The following is a 21742-nucleotide window of genomic DNA, read 5'->3' on the forward strand; positions in this document are numbered from 1 at the left end:
TAATTTTATTAATAATCGTAACCTGTGTTATTGGTAAAAAAGATGGCGTTGGCAAAAAATAATTTGCCATTTTCCCAGAAGGCTCTGAATAATGGATTATCCACCATGTAAATCACGCTGCCGCTACCCATTGGCACCTCACCAAATACAAGGGAATTCTTCAGATTCTTCTTAGCCTCACTACCCGCAAATCCAGAAACAACTTCTGGCTTCAAAATATAGGCAACATTGTAACCATCTTCTAAAAGTGAATAACTTTCGTTACTCAGTTTTAGGGTGAAATATTGATCATCATAACCAAAGGCGAGGGGATGAGTGCTATCCAACTGCGTTTGAATTATACTTCCAGTGATCATGTTTTTGATGCTTTCCCTTTCTCTTTCCGCATAAGGGATTAGATTTAAATTGGTAGTTGTAGAATCTTTTTCAGAAACTTTATTTTCGGTAATTCCGTAACCATCTTTGTCCTCAAAATAATTGATTGCATTACCTACAGCCACTAATTTTCCTCCTGATCTTACCCATGTTGAAATCTTCTCAAAATTATTATCATCCAGGAAATCACCATACCTGCCTTCCGGGATTATTAAAACATCAAAGTCATTTAAATTTATACTGCTAAAGTAATCGGTATTTAATGGTGTTACAGGATAATTTAGATCCTGTTCAAAATAATACCAGATCTCACCAAAATTTAGGGAGGAAACCTCATCACCTTTAAGAACAGCTACTTTTTGTTGATTAATGATCTTAATCGAAGAGGATCCGAAATCGGGCCCTGCACCTGCAAAGCTTGTTTTCGCAGCTAAAATTTCTCGCTCATGATCATTAGCAATTTCTATTACTGTCTGGTCAAATCCATCATTTTTTAGATTATCACTTCTGGTAATGATCAAGCTTCCGGCAGCAAATTGTTTTCCGTTACTTTCAAAGGGAACTTCGCTAAACCTGACTTTAATATGGTGACGGATCAGGTCTGCCAAAAATTGAGCATCCTGCATGCTATTCCATTTAGCAATATAACCTGGAGTATTGGGATCAGCATTATTCTGAATAATTCTGTCTTTTGATCTATTGTTTCCGGAAATTAGTTTACTGCTGGCAACGGCATCCAGACCATAAGCATAGGGCAAACTCCAGGCCGTGATATCATAAGTAAGCGAATCCATCAGTTTTGTCTTCGGCTCGAATAAAACTTTTACCATTTTGCCTTTTGCCTGATCAGTAGAAACTACAAGCGTGTTTTCGTTCGTATTTAGGGAACCATTCGCATTGGAATTGAAATTATAGCCGTTTACTTTTCCAGAATTCACATAAGAATATTTGATTTCATGTATGTCTAATAATTCCTTCAAAGAATTCATTTTGTCATCGCTACCATTTAAAACGTAACTCTGGTAATCAAAATCTTCTGAATTGAAATAGTTTTTGAATTCGTTATTTAACTCCGAGGCGTTTTTAGAAGCAACTTCAATGGTAGACATTCCTGTAGTGTAATGATGCTCCAGACGGTCCTTTAAGGTAAGTACATAACCCTCATCAGTCTGGATTCCCAATCCTGCTCTTCCATGTCCTGCTTGCTCATAGGTCATTCCTATGGCGCCCATATATGTTGGATAAGTATCACCATAACTAGGATAAAGAAGGTCAAAACGCTCACCGGTAAAATATAACCAGCCTTCCTCATCAAAATATTTCGCGTGGTTCTTCCCGATCTTTGTCTGGAATTCTCTTTGAAATGGAGAGATTACTTCATGGAAAGGTTCGGCTGCAGGAGCAAAATAATAGGGATCATTAATGCCTTGTTCGTGAAAATCTACATGAATATGTGGCATCCACTGGTTGTAGATCTTTAATCTTTCCTGGGTTTCGATCTGCGTAGCCCAGGCCCAGTCGCGGTTAAGATCAAAAAGATAATGATTTGGTCTTCCTCCAGGCCAGGGTTCATGATGTTCAGCTGCCTCCTGTGACGTATTGTAAGGCTCAGCCTTTACCTGATTATACCAGTTTGCATAACGATCGCGACCATCGGGATTTACGCATGGATCTATGATAACGATAGTATTTTTGAGCCAATCTTTTTTTTCTGTGATCAGTTTGTAGAGGGTTTTCATGGCAGCTTCTGTACTGGAAGCTTCATTACCGTGAACATTATAGCTTAACCAGACAATTGCTTTATCTGAAGATGCATTTTCGTCTCCCAGTCCTGCAGCATTGAGATGTGAATTTCTAATATTTTCTAGATCAGAGATATTTTCTTCTGAAGAAACCACGGCATAGGTAAGTGGCCTGCGTTCATTGGTTTTACCGTAAGTATGATATTCAACTAACGCAGAATTTTCCGCTACGTGATTAAAATAATTCACCACATCGGCATGACGGGAAAATTGTGAGCCAAGCTCATAGCCGAGAAATTCCGCAGGCGTTTTTAATTCCTGCGCATTCATATAATTTACAAATAGTAATAAGCTTAAAACTAAAGTGAGTTTCTTCAAAATTCTGGATTTAAAAATTGAAAGTATCCAAAATTAAGTAAAAAACAGATGTATTTTAGTTCCAAACTTCCTCTTGAAGCCAATTCGTGGCGTTCTTTACGGGTTCAACATACTCACACGGATTGTAATGGGTAAGTTCTGGAACCACTTCAAGAGTGACATCTGTACCCGCGCTTCTGGTAGCCTCAACCCATTCAATGGTTTGTTCTACAGGAAAAAGTTCGTCATCCTCACCGTGAATTACATAAAGTGGTACATCGATTAATCTTGGATCCCCAGCGGTATTGAATGTATTATAAGAAGATGCGATTGGGATAGCCGCACTAAATAGACCTGGAGCAGTTTCCGCATATTTCCAGGCTCCGTTTCCACCATTGCTGTAACCCGTGACAACTACTTTGGAATCATCTACGTTCTGAAATTTATTCACCAGGTATAAAAGTCCCAGGATCATATCCTGATTGAAAGGATCATCCCAAAGATCTATTCCTCCATTAGGGCTGAGAATAATTGGATCAATCGCCGCAAAGCCTTCTTCAGCATAGCAGTCTGTGTATTTGTGAGCATCTGCATCACCACCTGAAGCTCCATGAAGGGTCAATATCAAAGGTCTGGGAGAATTTGCTTCACTTTCCGGAATAATAATTCTGAAATTCCAGGGATTTCCACCTCTATTATCGATACTAACATCATTGGTTCCCGTGGTTAAATTCAATGCCTGGTAATCTGCTTCAATATCTTCAAGAGTACGTTCCGGCTGCGAATTACTATCATCGTCTGATGAACAACTGGTAAAAACGACGGAAAGTGTCAGAAAGAATAACGGAAATAATAATTTGACTTTTTTTTTCATGATGAATTATTTAATGATTGTTCTAATGTAAGAATTTCTATAGAATGTTAATCTTATTCCAAAGATTATGCGGTGAACCTACTAGAATTTAGTTTCCTCTATAAAAGGTTTTATCTTTACGGTAATATTTAAGAGAATTAATGGCTACAGACCAAATTACTTACTCCGAAACAAATTATTTTTCCAAGCTGATGCTGGATTATCTTTCTGAAAAGGAAGATTTAAAGCAGTTCTACAACCGGTTTCCAGATATTGAAAATTTTGAAGATCAGATCGCTGAAAAAGAAGCGAATTATAATGCTGATTTCAGAAAGGATCTGGTAGAGGTTTTAAATGATCAGTATTCCAAACTGCAGGTATCAGATAAAACCAAAGCAAATATAGAGGCATTAAGATCAAATAATGCATTTACAGTGGTTACGGGACATCAGTTAAATCTTTTTACGGGTCCGCTTTATTTTCTTTATAAGATCATTTCAACAATAAATCTTACGGAGCAATTAAAAGATAAATTTCCGGATAAGGAATTCATCCCTGTTTACTGGATGGCTACTGAAGATCATGATTTTGAAGAGATCAACTTTTTTAATCTGAACGGAAAAAAGTTCAAATGGAATAATGCCGATGAAAGAGCCGGAAGAACAGCGGTTGGTCAGCTCTCAACTGAAGGGCTCGATGAGGTATTCAAGTTATTTTCGGCAGAAATAGGAGGTGGAGAACGTGCAGATCATTTAAAAGATCTGTTTCAGAAGGCTTATCTGGAACATGATAATCTTACTGACGCAACGAGGTATATTGCCAATGAGCTATTTGGGAAATATGGATTGGTGATCGTAGCGGCTGGAGATGCCCGATTGAAAAAGCATTTTATTTCCTATGTGAAGAACGAGTTGCTGGAACAGGTTTCGAGCAAACAAACTACGGATACCGCAGAGAAGATCAATGAACTTGGGTATAACGTTCAGGTGAATCCCAGGGATATCAATTTATTTTATCTGAATAGCGAAATCAGGGAGCGTATAATTGAAAAAGATGGTAAATATTTTGTTCATGAAACTGAAATTACCTGGACGGAGGAAGAGATCTTAAAAGAACTGAATGATCATCCTGAAAGATTTAGCCCTAATGTGATGATGCGACCCTTGTATCAGGAGGTTATTTTGCCTAATCTCTGTTACATTGGTGGTGGTGGTGAAATGGCATACTGGCTGGAACTCAAGAAGTATTTTGAAGTAGAAGTGGTAACCTTTCCTATGTTGCTTTTGCGTAATTCGGCCTTATTGCAAACAGAGAAACAGAATGGAAAAAGAGAAAAGCTCAATATTTCGCTCAAGGAATTATTTCTGAAGCAACACGAACTTATAAATAGAAAAGTGCGTAAGATCTCTAATATCGATATTGATTTTTCTCCGCAGAAAGAACATCTGGTAGCACAGTTTCAACAAATGTATGAACTGGCAGAAAAAACCGATGCGTCATTTCTGGGAGCGGTAAAGGCACAAGAGGTTAAACAATTGAAAGGTCTCGATAATCTTGAAAAAAGACTGCTGAAGGCACAAAAGCGGAAGTTAAAAGATGAAGTTGAAAGAATTGCGGGACTTCAGAATGAACTATTTCCAAATAGAAGTTTACAGGAAAGACAAACCAATTTTTCTGAATTTTATGCGGAATATGGCGAGAATTTGATCGAGATGCTGAAAGAAAATTTGGATCCTCTAGAGGCGAATTTTAAAATATTGACTTTTGGAAAATAACAGAATGCATACTATAGATATGGACCTGGTAGAAATGACGCTGGATGTCATGAAATATACCATAGACCGTATCTCCAATGTAACTCCGGAGCTCGGATCACCGAAAAAAGAAGAAGAACTTCTCAGGATTGTTGGAGAAACTATCACTCCTGAAGGTATTGGCGGGGAAAACGCATTTCAATTATTCAGAGATGTGCTGGTAAAGGCAACAGTGCCTATAGATCATCCCAGGCATTTAGCTTTTGTACCTGCTGCACCAACCAGGGCTGCGATCATGTTTGACCTTGTAACCTCTGCTTCCAGTATACATGGAGCTTATTGGATGGAAGGTGCAGGAGGGATTTTCTGTGAAAATCAGGCTATGAAATGGCTGGTTTCTTTAACAAAACTGCCGGAAGGTGCTTTTGGTGTTTTTACCAGTGGAGGCACTGCGGCCAATTTATCTGCATTGGTGACAGCACGTGAAGAATGGCGTGAGCAGAAGCCTGATCATGCAAAGGAAAGAGCATTACTATTAACTTCTACAGGTGCACATAGTTCCATAAAGTCCATGGCGAAAGTGATGGATGCAGATGTCCATTTAATTGATTCCGGAGAAGAGTTTCTTTCAGGAGAAGAGTTGAAAAATGCAATTTCAGAATTAGATGAAAAAGATAGAAACCGTCTTTTTGCAGTTGTGGCTACAGGTGGAACTACCAATGCCGGGATTATTGACGATCTAAAAGGTGTTGCAGATGTTTGTGAAGCTGAAAACGTCTGGCTACACGTAGATTGTGCTTACGGTGGTGGAGCTCTGGCGGCTAATTCAGTAAGACATTTGTTTAACGGAATTGAAAAAGCAGACAGTATAACGATAGATCCTCATAAATGGTTGTTTTCTCCGTATGATTGTGGCGCCGTAATATATAAAGACCTTGAACTTGCCAAAAAAGCACATTCTCAAAAAGGGGCTTACCTGGAAATTTTTAAGGATGAAGGTGCGCAGGGTTTTAATCCTGCAGATTACCAGATTCAGCTTACCAGAAGACTTAGAGGTATGCCTTTGTGGTTTTCGTTGGCGATGCACGGAACCAATAAGTATAAAGAAGCCATTGAAAGAGGAATAGAACTGGCCAAGATCGCTGCGGACAAGGTTAAAAAAAATGAAAATTTAGAATTGGTAAGACCTGCGAGTCTTTCTGTCGTTCTTTTCAAAAGAAAAGGTTGGAGCGCAGAAGATTATCGTGACTGGACATATAGAAATCATAATTCCGGTTTTGCCCTGGTGACCCCTTCTATCTGGAAGGGCGAAAGTGTGGTACGATTCTGCTTTATAAATCCGGATACTACTGAAAAAGATATCGATGAGATCCTAAAAACTCTGGATTAATCAATTTCAAATTCCAGCCTCATGGTAATGGAAGCTGTTTTATTCTTATCAGTAGTATTGTAAGCACCGCTCCAGCTGTAATCTTCACCGCTATTCTGACCGGTGATCTGAAATACGCCCATGTTCGCATTTTTTAGGTCTCCAAGTTCTTCGCCACTATTGGTTGCTATGTTTTCGGCTCGCAATCTTGCGTCTTCGGTGGCTTTTGATATCATTTCGATCTTAAGATCGGCGATCTTGGTGTAATAATATCTTGGAGGGGAAGAGTTAAATTGTACACCTTTATTTAGTAATTCGGTAATTTCCCGCGAAACACCCTCGATCAATTCCACATCGTTGGATTCAATTTTTATAGGTTGAATTAATTCATAACCCTTAAAAATGCTTCCGGTAAAATTCCCATTTTGATATTGATTTTCCCGTTGCTCCTGGGTTTGCACAGAATTAAATACAATGTTTTCACTTTTGATTCCCTGGTCGATCAGATATTTCCTAACAATTTCCTTATCTCGATTTAATTGTTCATAAGCTTGCTCCAGATTCGGACTCATTCTGCTGAATCTTCCTTCCCATACAATAAGGTCTGAAACGAAATTTTCACTTCCAGAACCCGTTACAGAAATTACTCCGTCCGGGTTGGCCCGAGATACGTAAGAATTTCCGAGGAAATAGGCAGCGATAATGATCGCTAGGGAAAAAATGATGGCACTGAAATATTTCATAAGGGAAATTTTTAATCAGCTAAATATAAAGATTAATTCAATTCAGAAATAAAGGAAGATAATTAACAATAGAAAAGATTCTCGTTCCACGAGGATCTTTAGTGCAGGGAAAAATAAGATATTTCAGAATTTTCAGATCAATAGATCAATTTCTATAAGAACCAAAATTAGGATGGTGATTCAAACTTTCTAAAACTAGTTACAATGGATTAAAAAACTGTATCTAAAATTTATGAGTGAGATTTTTAAATCAGTTTAAATTTAATACTTGCTTAGTATTTTATTTTTAGCTCATTTTCCTATTTTTGCGCATGCAAAACAATGTACTCATCCTAGATTTTGGCTCGCAGTACACACAGCTCATCGCGCGACGTGTTAGAGAGCTGAATATTTACTGCGAGATTTATCCATACCACAAAATTCCAGAAGATTTATCAGGTTTTAAGTCGGTCATACTTTCCGGAAGTCCTTTCTCGGTTAGAGCTGAAGACGCACCGCATCCTGATCTTTCTCAAATAAGAGGGAAATTGCCCATTTTAGCGGTTTGTTACGGTGCCCAATATCTCGCTCATTTTTCAGGCGGTAAAGTAGAGCCTTCAGACACGAGAGAATACGGAAGAGCAAATCTTTCTGTAATCAAGGATGCTGAGCCTTTGTTTGAAAATATTAAAGAAAATTCACAGGTGTGGATGAGTCACAGTGATTCAATTATTGAATTACCTGAGAATGGAGTGCGTCTGGCTAGTACAACTGATGTTTTGAATGCTGCATATAGAATTGAAGGAGAAGAAACCTATGCTATACAGTTTCATCCGGAAGTATATCATTCTACTGACGGGAAACAATTGCTGGAAAATTTTCTTGTAAAGATTTCAGGAACCGAGCAAAGCTGGACTCCGGGAGCTTTTGTTGATCTTACCGTATCTGAGCTTCAGGAAAAAGTTGGAGATGATAAAGTTGTGTTAGGATTAAGTGGAGGAGTAGATTCTACTGTGGCCGCGGTATTGCTGCATAAAGCCATCGGTAAAAATCTTTATTGCATCTTCGTTAATAACGGACTTCTGAGAAAGAACGAATTTGAAAGTGTTCTTGATCAATATAAGGATATGGGCCTTAACGTAAAAGGAGTAGATGCTTCGGCACGCTTCTTGGAAGCGCTTAAAGGCCTGAGTGATCCTGAAGAAAAGCGTAAAGCCATTGGTAATACTTTTATTGAAGTTTTTGATGATGAAGCGCATGAGATAAAAGACGTGGTTTATCTCGCTCAGGGAACAATTTATCCAGATGTTATTGAATCAGTTTCGGTTAACGGGCCTTCGGTAACTATCAAATCTCATCATAATGTAGGAGGTCTTCCAGATTTTATGAAACTCAAAGTAGTGGAACCGTTAAGAATGCTATTTAAGGATGAGGTGAGACGAGTAGGTAAAGAGCTAGGGATAGATAAAAAATTATTGGGTAGACATCCATTTCCGGGACCTGGACTGGCCATTAGAATTCTTGGAGACATTACCGCTGAAAAAGTGAGAATACTTCAGGAAGTAGATCATATATTTATACAGGGACTTAGAGATTGGATGCTTTATGATAAAGTTTGGCAGGCGGGAGCGATCCTGTTGCCTATTCAGTCTGTTGGAGTAATGGGAGATGAAAGAACTTATGAGCAAGTGGTTGCCCTTCGTGCTGTTGAGTCTACCGATGGAATGACCGCAGACTGGGTGAATTTGCCTTACGAGTTTCTGCAAAAAACTTCCAACACAATAATTAACCGGGTTAAAGGCGTTAATAGGGTGGTGTACGACATTAGTTCTAAACCGCCAGCAACCATAGAATGGGAGTAATAAAATCCATTTCAACCTAAATCGACACTATAATGAAGTACTTATTTGTAATATGTTTTCTTTTTCAGATTTATTCGACTGCCGCCAATGCGCAGTCTTATAGATATCATACTGTAAAAAAAGGGGAGACCGTTTTTAGCATTTCTCAAAGCTATAGTATAGACGAGGAAGATATTTACAAATATAATCCCAATGCAAGGGAGGGAATTGGAGTGAATGAAAAACTGGTAATTCCGATAAGTGAAGCTGGCTCTTCTTCGGAAAGCACAGCTGCAGAGAATACGCAATTTATTGAGCATAAGGTAAAGAAGAAGGAAACGCTTTATAGTCTTTCAAAACAATATGAGGTAAGTATTGATGAAATAAAGAGGTATAATAAACAGCTGTATTCGAAGGAATTACAAATGGGCGATACGATTCGTATTCCGTCTGGAAGTTCAACTAATTCAAATACAGTAATAACCCAAAATACTCCTGTAGAAAAAACAACTTCTAAGAAGCAAACGCCGGAAAAGCAGATCACCAAAACCCGGGAACATATTGTATTGCCAAAAGAAACCAAGTACGGCATTGCCAGAAAATACGGAATGACCGTAAAGGAACTTGATGGTTTAAATCCAAGAGTAGAGGTTCTTCAACCGGGAATGATGATTCGTGTAGGAACGGATGTGCTGGATGATGAGCCGGTAATTATTACTGACGAAAGATTTAGATTCTACGAAGTGAAGCCGCAGGAAACCTTATACAGTCTTTCAGAACGGTTTGGGGTAAGTCAGGATTCTCTAAAAGAACTGAATCCTGCATTGAAAGAAGGACTTAAATTTGGTATGGTTCTTAAAGTTCCGCAGAATGGCAAGGAAGGAAAAGAAACAGATGACGATTCTTACACCGGTAAAGGCGAGAATGCCGATACTAAAATGGATCTCAGCAGGTCGATTGAAAATAGGAACACAAAGGAAATTTTTCTAATGTTGCCTTATCATCTCAACAAGATTGATGCAGATTCTTTACCAACTTACAGAAACACGATTTTAAATGAAAGAGTAGTTAGAATATCCCTTGATTTTTACAGTGGAGTTTTAATGGCGGTAGATAACGCTAAAACTATGGGGATTTCCACCAATCTTAAGGTTTATGATACCGATAGAAATCCTGGAACCGTGGCCAGCATCATTTCTTCAAATAATTTTGACAATGTAGATGCCGTGATTGGTCCACTTCTACAGGAAACTTCAGAAGCTGCTGCGCAGAGACTGGAAAGTAGAAATGTTCCTGTTGTGAACCCACTTTCAAATCGAAGTATGCGAGGTTATAGGAATCTCTTTCAATCCAATCCCGGAGATGAAATGACAAAAAAGGCAATGTTCGATTATCTTTCAAGAAATGCTACGGGTAAAAATGTGATCATCATCGCCGATGGTAAATCTTACCAGGTAAAAAGTGAACTGAACGGTGTGATACCTTCAGCAAGAAATATCAATCCCAGCAATAATTTTGTTTCAGAAGCTAAACTTACTGAAATGATGAGTTCCGGTGAAAACTGGGTCATCCTGGAATCAGATAATATCAATTTGGTGAGTAGCACCACATCAGCATTGAACAGGTTGGCCAGAAAATATGATATTACCTTACTTACTACCAACAAAAACAGCGCCTACGAAAGTGATATTATTTCCAATAATCACCTGGGAAAACTTAAATTTCGATACCCATCTGTAGACAAGGAATACGATAGTGCAATTTCTGAAAAGTTCATAGAAGATTATGAAGATAGATTCAATATAGAACCAAATAAGTATGCCATTAGAGGATATGACCTAACTATGGATATTTTATTGAGACTTGCTTCGGCTGAAGATCTTTATGAATCATTTGAAAAGTACCCTGGTTATACTGAATATTACGAGAGTAAGTTTCATTATATGCCAAATCCTGATGGCGGATTTACCAATGATGCAATCTATATCCTTCAATTGAACGAAGACCTAACTATAACCGAAGCAGATGACATCAAAAGTTAAATATTTAGGCGGGCTGCGCACAGAGTCTGAACACTTGCAAAGTGGTTCTAAAATGATCACCGATGCACCAGTTGATAACCATGGAAAAGGGGAGGCGTTCTCTCCAACAGATACGGTTGCAAACGCTCTGGCTACATGTATGCTTACAGTTATGGGAATTAAAGCAGATGCCTTAGGTCTGGATATAACGGGAGCTACTGCGGAAGTCACCAAAACTATGGCTTCAGAACCAAGAAGAATTTCGCAGATAGATGTTCATCTTAGCTTTCCTAAGGAATTTGATGATAAGAACACTAAAATTCTAGAAAAAGCGGGTAAAACATGTCCTGTACTTCAAAGTTTGCATCCTGATATCGTAAAGAACATTTCTTTTCAATATTCATGAAAATCCTGGTTTTCCTCTTTTTTATCTTTTCATTTAATACTGTCGCTTATTCCCAAAGCGAGCAATTAAAGATCAGGTGGAATGAGCAAAGAGATCTAACCTGGGCCGACTTTAAAGCTGTTCCAGATGAATCTATTTCTTTTTCGGCCAATACCAATTCCGGTATGGGTTATACCTGGAATTACAGTAATTCTAACGGAAAACCTGAGTTAAACCACGAAGTTTACACTAATTTCTATCCGAATCTTTCCTGGGTAAAGGATATTCAGAACGAAGAATATTTACTGGCTCACGAACAACTACATTTTGATATTTCTGAACTGCATTCCAGAAAATTGCGAATGAAACTTCAGGAGTATGAAATAGGCAGAAATATTCGTCAGGATCTTAAAAAAATCTACAAGGCTGTTGAATCAGAAAGGGTTTCCATGCAAAATAGGTTTGATAAAGAAACCAGTCACAGCGAAAATAAGTCTGCTGAGTTGCAATGGAGGAAATTCATTGCAGAGCAATTGATTAAATATAAAGAATTTGCACTTTAAAAAGAGGCAACTTCCTGTTTGGCAACTTTAAATTCTTCTACAATTTCTTTTACAATTTCAGCCGCGGGTTTTATTTCATGGATCAAGCCAGAGATCTGCCCGATTTCAAGTTCACCTTCTTCAAGATCACCTTCAAACATTCCTTTTTTTGCTCTGGCACGTCCCAATAATTCAATTAATTCTTCTTTGCTCGGAGCTTTTGAATATAGATTTTGCACATCTTGGTAGAACTTATTTTTCAACAGTCTAACCGGCGCAAGTTCTTTTAAGGTAAGCACGGTATCACCTTCTTTCGCGTCCACAACCATCTGCTTGAAATTTTGGTGCGATGATGCTTCCGGTGTTGCCACAAATCGACTTCCTATTTGTACAGCATCTGCGCCAAGAACCATAGCAGCAAGCATCCCTCTACCAGTCGCGATTCCTCCTGCAGCGATCAGTGGAATGGAAATTTTTTCTTTTACCATCGGTATTAGGGTGAATGTGGTGGTTTCATCCCTTCCATTATGACCACCAGCTTCAAATCCTTCAGCAACCACGGCATCTACACCTGCTTCTTCAGATTTCATAGCAAATTTTACACTGCTTACCACGTGCACAACCTTAATCCCGTGTTCCTGCAGACGACTTGTCCAGGTCTTAGGATTTCCAGCTGAAGTAAAGACGATCTGAACGCCTTCTTCGATAATGATCTCCATGATCTTATCAATTTCAGGGTATAGCATGGGAACGTTCACAGCGAAAGGCTTAGAGGTCGCATTTTTACATTTTTGAATATGCTCTTTTAGTATTTCCGGATACATAGATCCGGCGCCAATAATACCAAGGCCACCGGCATTGGAAACCGCACTGGCCAGTTTCCACCCGCTAGCCCAGATCATTCCGGCCTGTATAAGAGGATATTCAATATTAAAAAGCTGCGTAATTTTATTACTGGTAGACATTATTTTTTAATGATTAGAAAAGATTGTCTTGAATTATTTTGTTCAAACATAGCAATATAAACTCCTCTGGAAAAACCTGAAAGATCTATTTCTTCAACTGCGTTTTTCTTCTTCAGAATAACCTGTCCGGAAGTATTGAACATTGTTATATCGTACGTACCATCTGTTGGATTATAAAATCTTAATTGATCTGAAACCGGATTTTGCTGAATTATCAGCTCTTCAACATCAGGAATAATTTCATTTTTGTCTATTAATAAATTCAGTGCCTTTTCAAAATCGGGGATCCCATAACCAATTTGATAATCTGGATCTTCGAATTGACTGGCGGAAGCTCTTACCAGATCCATTACCTCGAGATTGGTAAGACTTAGATCTGCCTGCCAGAAGCTTGCGATAGATCCCGTTATTATCGGTGCTGATAAGGAGGTTCCGGAGAAAGGAAGAATTCGAGATTGATTATCTATGGCAATTGCATCTAAGCCTAGTGCAGCAATATCTGGCTTAATTCTTCCATCTTCCGTAGGGCCTATGGAACTAAAATATGCGTAAGATCTGTTTTTCTGAACTGCTCCTACCGTGAGGACATTGGCATCTGCTGGAGCACCAATTCTCTGAAAATAATCTTCATCTCCGCTATTTCCGGCTGAAACCACGACCAGAATACCTTTTTCCGTTGCGATATTTGCCCCTCTGGAGATAAAAGCGGTTTCTCCATCCATATCTTCCGGAGCATAATTATATCTGGGGTCATCAAATAAAGTATAATTCAGTGAGGTATTGATGATGTCTACACCAAGGCTATCAGCTCTTTCTGCCGCCTCAACCCAGTAGCTTTCTTCCACTGGAGTTTCTGAATCTACAACCTCTGTCCTGAATAGATAATATGATGCTTCTGGCGCTGTTCCCACAAAAGCATTTTCTACAAAGCCTGCCATAGTAGAAAGAACTATATATCCATGAGTGTCAAGACCTGCATTATTGAAATCTTCAGACCTGTTCGGGAAATCATAACCTCCAAAAAGATTGAGAGAATTTATGAGGTAATTAAAACCATCTGTTGTTTTGACATTCGGAAATCCAGAATCTAACACAGCAATCGTAATTCCATCACCTGTAAAATCGTTTTCGTGCAGATAATTAGTATTCAGCATTTCCGTTTGAAGCTCCGCAGCTCCATAATTATAGTTTGTGGAAATATCCAGTTTACCCTTTACCGGAAGAGGTACTAACTTTGATCTTCCACTATTGCGGTCACTGGCGAATTCAATCTCAGCAACAAAATCAAGTTTTTCCAGTTCAGAAATATTTTCTTTAGAACCAAGAACATGAATACAGTTTAACCATTTAGACTTGGCTTTCACAGTGATGCCCTCCTGCATTTTGATCCTGGAAATATATTCTTCGTTTACCGGTACATCACGCTCGTCTATGGGCGTATTTCGAAGTTCTTTTCGCGCAATGGCTTTCTGACTTAATATGGTGCTGGGATCGTTCAGTGCTTCTTGAACATGAGGTTTATCTATAAAATAAATCCATGCGTGTTCCTCCTGAGAATGGGATATAGAGGTTATGAATAAAAAAAATAGAAGTAATTTTTTCATGGTAGGAGCAAATTATTTCAATTTACGAAATAACTCCCGAACCTAACAACTCCTCATTTTTATACCAGGCTACAAATTGTCCTTCTGTTATGGATGCCTGAGGTTCATCAAAGATCACATACATGCCATTTTCAGTTTGGTGAAGCGTAGCATCTTGTAATGGCTGGCGATATCGAATTCTGGCCTTGATTCTTAACTCTTCATCATTTTCAATGGCAAGGTCTTTTCTAACCCAATGCACTTCGTCCTGTGCAATAAATAAGCCCTGGCGATAAATTCCCGGGTGATTTTTACCCTGACCTGTATAGATCACGTTTTCCTCTACATCTGTATCAATTACGAATAAAGGTTCCGGAGTTCCTCCAACAGCAAGTCCTTTTCTCTGACCTTTGGTAAAATAGTGAGCGCCCTGGTGCTTTCCAACGATCTTTCCATCATCTTTTCGATAATTGAATTTTTTGGAAAGATGTTTAAGCTGGTCAATTTTGTTGTGAAAACTGATCTCTTCTTCCTGAAAGGTTTCATTTTCCGCCGATACTTCCACAATAACTCCTTCTTTTGGCTTTAATTTCTGCTGAAGAAAATCGGGAAGCCTTACTTTACCGATGAAACAAAGTCCCTGTGAATCTTTCTTTTCAGCAGTAACCAGTTGCTGTTCTGCAGCGATCTTTCTTACTTCAGATTTCTGTAATTCACCAATCGGGAATAAAGTTTTTGAGAGCTGTTCCTGGGTTAACTGACATAAAAAATAAGATTGGTCCTTGTTATTATCTTTACCGGATAATAACTGGTATATGGTTTCGCCATCCTTCTCAAACTGCGATTTTCTGCAATAATGACCTGTAGCTACATAATCTGCTCCGAGGGAAAGGGCAATTTTCATGAAAACATCAAATTTGATCTCCCTGTTACAAAGCACATCAGGATTTGGAGTGCGACCCTTTTCATATTCATTAAACATGTAATCAACGATGCGCTCTTTATATTGCTCGCTAAGATCTACGGTTTGAAATGGAATGCCAAGTTTATCGGCCACCATCATGGCATCGTTGCTATCATCCAGCCAGGGACATTCATCTGAAATTGTAACAGAATCATCGTGCCAGTTCTTCATGAAAAGACCAATGACTTCATAACCCTGTTCCTTTAATAAATAGGCAGAGACACTAGAATCTACTCCTCCAGATAAACCGACAACAACTTTTTTCATTACTTATATTTTATACTTTCTCAATGACCGCTATAAGAGTCGGATAAGCGGGCACAAAATTACGAAATAAAAAAAGGTGGCGAAAGCCACCTTTAATTTCAATATTTCAATACTTCTAATTTCTTTCAAATGTTAGACTTGAAGCAGGAAAATCATTTGGAATGAATGTAAACCTGGAACCATTGAAATTCACGGTACCCTGTAAATCTCCCAGACCCGGAACCTCGATAGTATACTGGTTGGCCGTAGAATTACTCCAGTTACCAGTATCGTCGTTGGAAACACATTCTCCTTCAACATTAGAGTAAAAGGTAGACGATGCTGTGTTATCTGAATTAAAAGTGATTGTAGATCGTCCTGTACAGTCATTTACTGTGTATCCCGGAATATTATTGGCTTCCACCAATAACCAGGTTCCAACAATGTTTCCATCATCCCCTGAATCATCATCGCTGCATGCAGTGAGTAGGGCAATGGTCACAAATAGTATTAAAATCTTTTTCATAAGTAGATATTTTAGTTAATCAAATATATTCAATTATTAATAATCCTCTTCAGATTCGAGTTTTCCATCAGAGAAAAATTTCCAGTAACCCGATTTTTTTCCTTCTGTATAAAATCCTTCGCGAATTTTGGTGCCATCAGGATTGTAATAAACCGCTTTTCCGTGTAGCTCTCCGTTTTTATAGTTAAGTTCTTTGGTGACCTGCCCATTTCCTGCATATATGCAGCTGGAACCATCTTTTAATCCATTACTGTAATACGTGCGCTCGGCAGGCTCCCCATTCTTATAATAGGTTTCTTGCAGTCCGTTTAGTTTATCATTTTTGTAGATTTCAGTCATCATGATACTATCAGATTCCTGATGATAATATAGCCATTTTCCTTCCCTTTTTTTATTGAGCATCATACCTTCACTAATCGATTTGCCTTGCTGAGTATAATAAACCACATGAACGGAATCATTTTCCTGGTCAAAATTCATAATCGCGGTTGGATGGTCGTAAAATCCTCTTTTATAAAATTTAAATTTTCCAGTCTCCTTACCATGCTCAAAATTACCTTCAAATTTGGGCTTATCGGTACCATCAAAATTTACTTTCCAATAGCCGTTCCTGCGTCCATTATCGTCAAATTGGTTCTCTTGTGAAACGCAAAGTACTGGAAATAAGGATATTAATGTTAAAAAAACAGTCTGTTTAATCATAATTAACAATTATTAAACAAAATTAAATAGAGATTGGTTTTATTTTTATAATAAATCAAAAACTAGTCAATAATTAAAACTCAGAATTATGGATTTTATTTTAAAAAATGCCAAGTTAACACTTCTAGCGGTGATAATCTGTTTCGGGTTTGTTGCTTGCGATGAAGATGATGACTTTATGATCGATGATGATATGACCGTGAATCCAGATCAAGGTCCAGATCCAACCGATGACATGACAGAGAGCAATACCATCGTGGATTTCGTTAATTCCAACGATGATTATTCTTCCCTTGGTGCAGCGCTGGAGGCGGCTGATCTAATTGCAACCTTAGACGGAGATACGGAATACACAGTTTTTGCCCCTAACAATGCCGCTTTTGATGCTTTTCTTGAGGCCAACGATTTTGCATCATTAGATGATGTACCTGTAGATGTTCTAACAATGATTTTAATGAATCACGTTCAGCCAGGAAGCGTAATGTCAACCGATCTTGAAACAGGATATATTGAAAGTCTTGCGGAAGCGGGACCTGATGGCGAAAACGTTAGCCTTTATATCAATACTTCAGATGGCGTGGTGTTGAATGGAATGAGCACGGTTACTTCCGCAGATAATGAGGTAGATAATGGAGTAATTCATGCAGTGGATGCCGTTATAGGCTTGCCGGATGTTACGACTTTCGCCACGGCAGATCCAATGTTTTCAATTCTTGCTGAGGCCCTTACTATGGAAGAATTAGTAGGAACTTTACAATCAACAGAATCTCCAGCGCCCTTCACCATTTTTGCCCCAACCGATGATGCTTTTGCAGCACTTTTAGAAGAACTTGAGATCAGTGGTCTTGGAGACCTTGATTCTGAAACTCTGGCAGCAACCTTACAATATCATGTAATCATTGAAAGCAATGTTACGTCAGATGAATTGTCTGATGACATGGCGGTAACCACATTACAGGGAGAAGATGTTACTGTAAACGTTGGTGAAAATGTTAGTATTACTGATGTGAACGAGAGAATGGCAACAGTTATTGCTGCAGATGTTCAGGCCACGAATGGAGTTATACATGCTATAGATATGGTTTTACTACCAACACTTGAATAGATGATTAAATAAATTGTGTAATTGTTTTGATGAAAAAAGCCCGGTGAGAACCGGGCTTTTTTTATAATTATTTCTTCTGTTTCTTTTGCTGCTCTTCAGCCTGTTCCATCATTTCCTGGAACTTTCTAGTAAACCTGTTCTGCTTTTTAGGCTTCTTCTTATTCTCCTGGATCTTTGCATGAATTTTATCTTCATCAATGATCGCGTATTTTATCACTAACATAATCCCTATGGTAATAAGGTTGGAAGTGAAATAATAAAGAGATAATCCACTCGCATAGTTGTTGAAGAAGATCAACATTACAAGAGGGGACAGGTACATTAAGAATTTCATATTTGGCATTCCCGGCTGCTGGTTCGCCTGCATGCTTTGTCCAGTAGTCATCATCATATAAATGAAGATAGCTACGGAAGCTAAAATCGGGAATAAACTAACGTGATCACCATAAAAAGGAATTGTGAATGGTAATTCTGCGATCACATCGTAGCTTGATAGATCGTCTGCCCAAAGGAAACTTTTCTGTCTTAACTGAAAAGCGCTTGGGAAGAACTGGAATAAGGCATAGAAAACCGGAATTTGCATCAGCGCCGGAAGACATCCACTCATAGGGCTGGCTCCCGCCTTGCTGTAAAGCTTCATGGTTTCCTGCTGCTTTTTCATCGCATTGTCCTTATACTTCTCGTTCAGTTCATTGATCTCCGGTCTTAAGATCTTCATCTTCGCCTGAGACAGATAAGATTTATAGGTGACTGGCGAAAGCACAATTCTAACTACGATAGTCATCGCAATAATCGCAAGTCCGTAGCTTGGTAATACACCAGCTAGAAAAGCGAAGAATGGAATGAAAAGATATTTATTGATCCATCCGAATATTCCCCATCCAAGCGGAATGATCTCATCAAGATTACGGTCATAATCATTCAGGATCTTATAATCTGAAGGACCGTAATACCAGTTCATATTGTAATTAAGCTCTCCAGCTTTCAATTCTAAAGGAATGCTGGAAGCAAAAGTCTTGGTGAAAACCGTATCAATTTCTTCATCTTCAACAAGGTTTTCAACTTCAAAAGTGCCTGTCTTAAATGGATTGTCGGTTAAAAGAATCGAAGTGAAGAAATGCTGTCTGTATGCGATATAAGATATATCCTCTTCTTCTTCATCTCCGCTGGAAACGCTTCCGTCGTCACCACCGTCATATTCATAAATTAAATCTGTATAACGATTTTCGTAAGAAATACTCTTGGCATGGCGGTAACCCTTCAGTTTCCAGTCCAGAACTGGTTGAATAGAAGAATTAAGAACTCCCGTTAATCCTTGAGAACGAATGTTGAAGTCCAGCATATATTCTCCCGGGCGCATGGCGTAACGATATTCCAGGTATTCGTCTTCTGAAACTTTCAATTTCATGGAAAGGATCTGGCCGCCATTGGTTTCAGTCAATTCCGGTTCAAAAAACAGGTTTTCTGTATTCAATGTTCTACCGTCGGTAGTATTGAATTTCATGTTGAATGAAGCATTTCCATCTTTGATTAGATGAACTGGAATAGAATCGAAAGTCTTATAATTCTTTAGCCTGGCCTCTTCAATATATCCACCCTTATTTGAAATTTTAAGTTCGAGTACATCGTTAGAAATAGTGGTGGTTCCTCCCTGAGCTGAGCTTAGAGTCTCAGAATAACCAAAAGCTCCCAGGCGGCGCTGTGCATCAGCTAGTGCTGTAGAATCATTCGGCTGTCTGTTTGCAACCTGGTCATCAGAATTATTGTTCTCATTTTGAGAAACCTGCTGAACCTGTTCTGTATTTGCCGGATCTTCCACGGCAGTTTCATCAGGAGTATTGTTGTAGAGCATCCATAAAAGAATACCTCCAATAAGAATAAATCCGATTATGGATTGAACGTCTATTTTCTTTTCTTCCATTATTTAATTTTGCTTGTTCTTCGCTGGTCAAAAAAACGACCATTTTTTACTTCTGTGCCATCTTGGCATTTTTCTGTTTTACGGAATGTTCATGTGCCGCCTTCACAAAAGAAACAAATAGTGGGTGTGGATTTGCTACCGTACTCTTGTATTCTGGATGGTATTGAACTCCAACGAACCATGGGTGATCTTTAAGTTCAATGATCTCAACAAGACCTGTTTCCGGATTGATACCTGTACTTAGCATACCCGCATTTTCCAGCTGTTCTTTGTATTTGTTATTGTATTCATAGCGATGGCGATGACGTTCCTTGATCATGTCCTCACCATATACTCTATGAATGATGGAGTCTTTAGTAAGTTCACAATCCCAGGCTCCCAAACGCATGGTGCCTCCTTTATGAGTCACCTCTTTCTGAGCTTCCATAAGATCTATCACCGGGTGTTTGGTTGCAGAATCCATTTCAGTTGAATTGGCTCCTTTTAATTGCAGCACATTTCTCGCAAATTCGATTACTGCCATTTGCATTCCAAGACAGATACCTAGGAAAGGCAGGTTGTTTTCACGCGCATATCTTACGGCATCGATTTTACCTTCAATTCCTCTTTCACCAAATCCGGGAGCCACTAAAACTCCGTCAAGATGGCTTATTTTATTATGGATCGTACTGTCATTAATGAATTCTGAATGAATATATTCCACTTTTACAGAAACTTCATTTTCCGCTCCCGCATGAATAAATGCTTCAAGGATAGATTTGTAAGAATCCTGAAGTTCCACATATTTTCCAATAAGGCCAATATGAACTTCTGCTTTCGGATTTTTATGTCTTTGTAAGAATTGGTTCCAGCGATCCAGGTTAGGAGTGGTTTCATCTGGCAACGCAAGCTTTTTCAAGGTAACCGTATCCAGACCTTCTTTCAGCATCATGTTTGGAACATCATAGATCGTAGGAGCATCAATACTTTGAATTACCGCTTCCTGTCTCACGTTACAAAATATGGCCAGCTTCCTGCGAATATCATCTGAAAGTTCATGCTCTGTACGGCAAACAAGAATATCAGCTTTGATACCACTTTCCATCAGTGTCTTTACACTGTGCTGGGTTGGTTTTGTCTTTAATTCTCCGGCTGCAGATAAATAAGGAACCAGGGTTAAATGGATCACAAGAGCATTATCATCTCCAAGTTCCCATTTCAGCTGTCTAACCGCTTCAATATAAGGTAAGGATTCAATATCACCCACAGTTCCGCCAATCTCGGTGATCACGATGTCATAATCTCCATTCTGACCAAGGATCTGAATTCTCTCTTTGATCTCATTGGTGATATGGGGAACTACCTGTACGGTTTTTCCCAGAAACTCACCACGGCGCTCTTTCTCGATTACGCTCTGGTAAATTCTACCGGTGGTAACATTGTTTGCCTGTGATGTGTTTACGTTTAGAAAACGTTCGTAATGACCAAGGTCAAGATCGGTTTCAGCGCCATCTTCAGTAACATAACATTCTCCGTGCTCGTAGGGATTTAGGGTTCCCGGATCTACGTTGATATATGGATCCAGTTTCTGAATAGTAGTTTTAAATCCCCGAGCCTGCAACAATTTTGCTAAAGAAGCTGCAATGATCCCCTTTCCGAGGGAAGATGATACACCTCCTGTAACAAATATATACTTGGTATCGGCCATTTTAATCTAGTTTGTTGTGTTGTTTTATTCAGGGCGCTAAATTACAAAGAAGAATAGAAAAAGCCACTAAATTGGAAAGCTA

17 protein-coding genes are annotated in these 21742 nt (G+C 38.8%); 7 read left to right on the top strand and 10 right to left on the bottom strand.

Annotation, left to right across the window (positions count from 1 at the left end; genetic code table 11):
* Positions 1-8: 8 nt before the first annotated feature.
* Together AC2S94_RS09660 and AC2S94_RS09665 are read right to left on the bottom strand one after the other, a co-directional pair.
* Positions 9-2447: a M14 family metallopeptidase gene (locus AC2S94_RS09660; protein ID WP_484630907.1), complete on the bottom strand. Its 2439-nt coding sequence runs from the start codon at positions 2445-2447 to the stop codon at positions 9-11.
* 103 nt (positions 2448-2550) lie between these two features.
* Positions 2551-3348: a carboxylesterase family protein gene (locus tag AC2S94_RS09665; RefSeq protein WP_484628393.1), complete on the bottom strand. Its 798-nt coding sequence runs from the start codon at positions 3346-3348 to the stop codon at positions 2551-2553.
* Between the two features lie 140 nt (positions 3349-3488).
* Here AC2S94_RS09665 and bshC point away from each other — a divergent pair, with 140 nt between their 5' ends.
* Positions 3489-5102 (top strand): bacillithiol biosynthesis cysteine-adding enzyme BshC, encoded by a 1614-nt coding sequence (bshC, locus tag AC2S94_RS09670; protein ID WP_484628394.1) that lies wholly within the window; start codon positions 3489-3491, stop codon positions 5100-5102.
* A gap of 4 nt (positions 5103-5106) precedes the next feature.
* Positions 5107-6471 carry a pyridoxal phosphate-dependent decarboxylase family protein gene (locus AC2S94_RS09675; RefSeq protein ID WP_484630908.1) on the top strand — a complete coding sequence of 455 codons (1365 nt, stop codon included), beginning with the start codon at positions 5107-5109 and terminating at the stop codon, positions 6469-6471.
* Here the strand turns inward: AC2S94_RS09675 and AC2S94_RS09680 are convergent.
* Positions 6468-7193, bottom strand: a complete 726-nt coding sequence (locus AC2S94_RS09680; protein WP_484628395.1) for an SIMPL domain-containing protein — start codon at positions 7191-7193, stop codon at positions 6468-6470. The two genes, AC2S94_RS09675 and AC2S94_RS09680, sit on opposite strands and share 4 nt — an antisense overlap.
* Before the next feature lie 311 nt (positions 7194-7504).
* On the opposite strand from AC2S94_RS09680, the gene guaA reads away from it, so the two are divergent.
* From guaA to AC2S94_RS09700, 4 genes are read left to right on the top strand one after another with little or no spacing between them, the layout of a single operon-like run.
* Positions 7505-9034 carry a glutamine-hydrolyzing GMP synthase gene (guaA, locus tag AC2S94_RS09685; protein WP_484628396.1) on the top strand — a complete coding sequence of 510 codons (1530 nt, stop codon included), beginning with the start codon at positions 7505-7507 and terminating at the stop codon, positions 9032-9034.
* 32 nt (positions 9035-9066) lie between these two features.
* On the top strand, positions 9067-11055 hold the full coding sequence (locus AC2S94_RS09690; protein ID WP_484628397.1) for an amino acid ABC transporter substrate-binding protein: 1989 nt from the start codon (positions 9067-9069) through the stop codon (positions 11053-11055).
* Positions 11039-11440: an OsmC family protein gene (locus AC2S94_RS09695; RefSeq protein ID WP_484628398.1), complete on the top strand. Its 402-nt coding sequence runs from the start codon at positions 11039-11041 to the stop codon at positions 11438-11440. The genes AC2S94_RS09690 and AC2S94_RS09695 overlap by 17 nt, the downstream gene beginning before the upstream one ends.
* Positions 11437-11982, top strand: a complete 546-nt coding sequence (locus AC2S94_RS09700) for a DUF922 domain-containing protein (RefSeq protein WP_484628399.1) — start codon at positions 11437-11439, stop codon at positions 11980-11982. Before AC2S94_RS09695 ends, AC2S94_RS09700 begins: the two co-directional genes overlap by 4 nt.
* On the opposite strand, the gene AC2S94_RS09705 is transcribed toward AC2S94_RS09700, so the two are convergent.
* The 5 genes from AC2S94_RS09705 to AC2S94_RS09725 form a co-directional block, all read right to left on the bottom strand.
* Positions 11979-12926 carry an NAD(P)H-dependent flavin oxidoreductase gene (locus AC2S94_RS09705; protein ID WP_484628400.1) on the bottom strand — a complete coding sequence of 316 codons (948 nt, stop codon included), beginning with the start codon at positions 12924-12926 and terminating at the stop codon, positions 11979-11981. The two genes, AC2S94_RS09700 and AC2S94_RS09705, sit on opposite strands and share 4 nt — an antisense overlap.
* On the bottom strand, positions 12926-14530 hold the full coding sequence (locus AC2S94_RS09710; RefSeq protein WP_484628401.1) for a S8 family serine peptidase: 1605 nt from the start codon (positions 14528-14530) through the stop codon (positions 12926-12928). Before AC2S94_RS09710 ends, AC2S94_RS09705 begins: the two co-directional genes overlap by 1 nt.
* A 22-nt stretch (positions 14531-14552) precedes the next feature.
* Positions 14553-15740: a tRNA 2-thiouridine(34) synthase MnmA gene (gene mnmA, locus AC2S94_RS09715; RefSeq protein ID WP_484628402.1), complete on the bottom strand. Its 1188-nt coding sequence runs from the start codon at positions 15738-15740 to the stop codon at positions 14553-14555.
* 115 nt (positions 15741-15855) lie between these two features.
* On the bottom strand, positions 15856-16245 hold the full coding sequence (locus tag AC2S94_RS09720; protein ID WP_484628403.1) for a lipocalin-like domain-containing protein: 390 nt from the start codon (positions 16243-16245) through the stop codon (positions 15856-15858).
* Between the two features lie 36 nt (positions 16246-16281).
* A complete protein-coding gene (locus AC2S94_RS09725; RefSeq protein ID WP_484628404.1) occupies positions 16282-16947 on the bottom strand; it encodes a toxin-antitoxin system YwqK family antitoxin in 666 nt (221 codons plus the stop codon).
* A gap of 88 nt (positions 16948-17035) precedes the next feature.
* Between AC2S94_RS09725 and AC2S94_RS09730 the strand changes: the two genes are divergently transcribed.
* Complete coding sequence (locus AC2S94_RS09730; protein ID WP_484628405.1) at positions 17036-18052, top strand: fasciclin domain-containing protein; 1017 nt, start codon at positions 17036-17038, stop codon at positions 18050-18052.
* A 67-nt stretch (positions 18053-18119) separates the two neighbouring features.
* Here AC2S94_RS09730 and yidC read toward each other — a convergent pair whose 3' ends face one another.
* Both yidC and pyrG read right to left on the bottom strand, forming a co-directional pair.
* A complete protein-coding gene (gene yidC, locus AC2S94_RS09735) occupies positions 18120-19973 on the bottom strand; it encodes a membrane protein insertase YidC (RefSeq protein WP_484628406.1) in 1854 nt (617 codons plus the stop codon).
* A 46-nt stretch (positions 19974-20019) separates the two neighbouring features.
* A complete protein-coding gene (gene pyrG / locus AC2S94_RS09740; protein WP_484628407.1) occupies positions 20020-21660 on the bottom strand; it encodes a CTP synthase in 1641 nt (546 codons plus the stop codon).
* Positions 21661-21742 lie beyond the last annotated feature (82 nt).

The sequence above is a fragment of the Christiangramia pacifica genome, assembly GCF_057221535.1.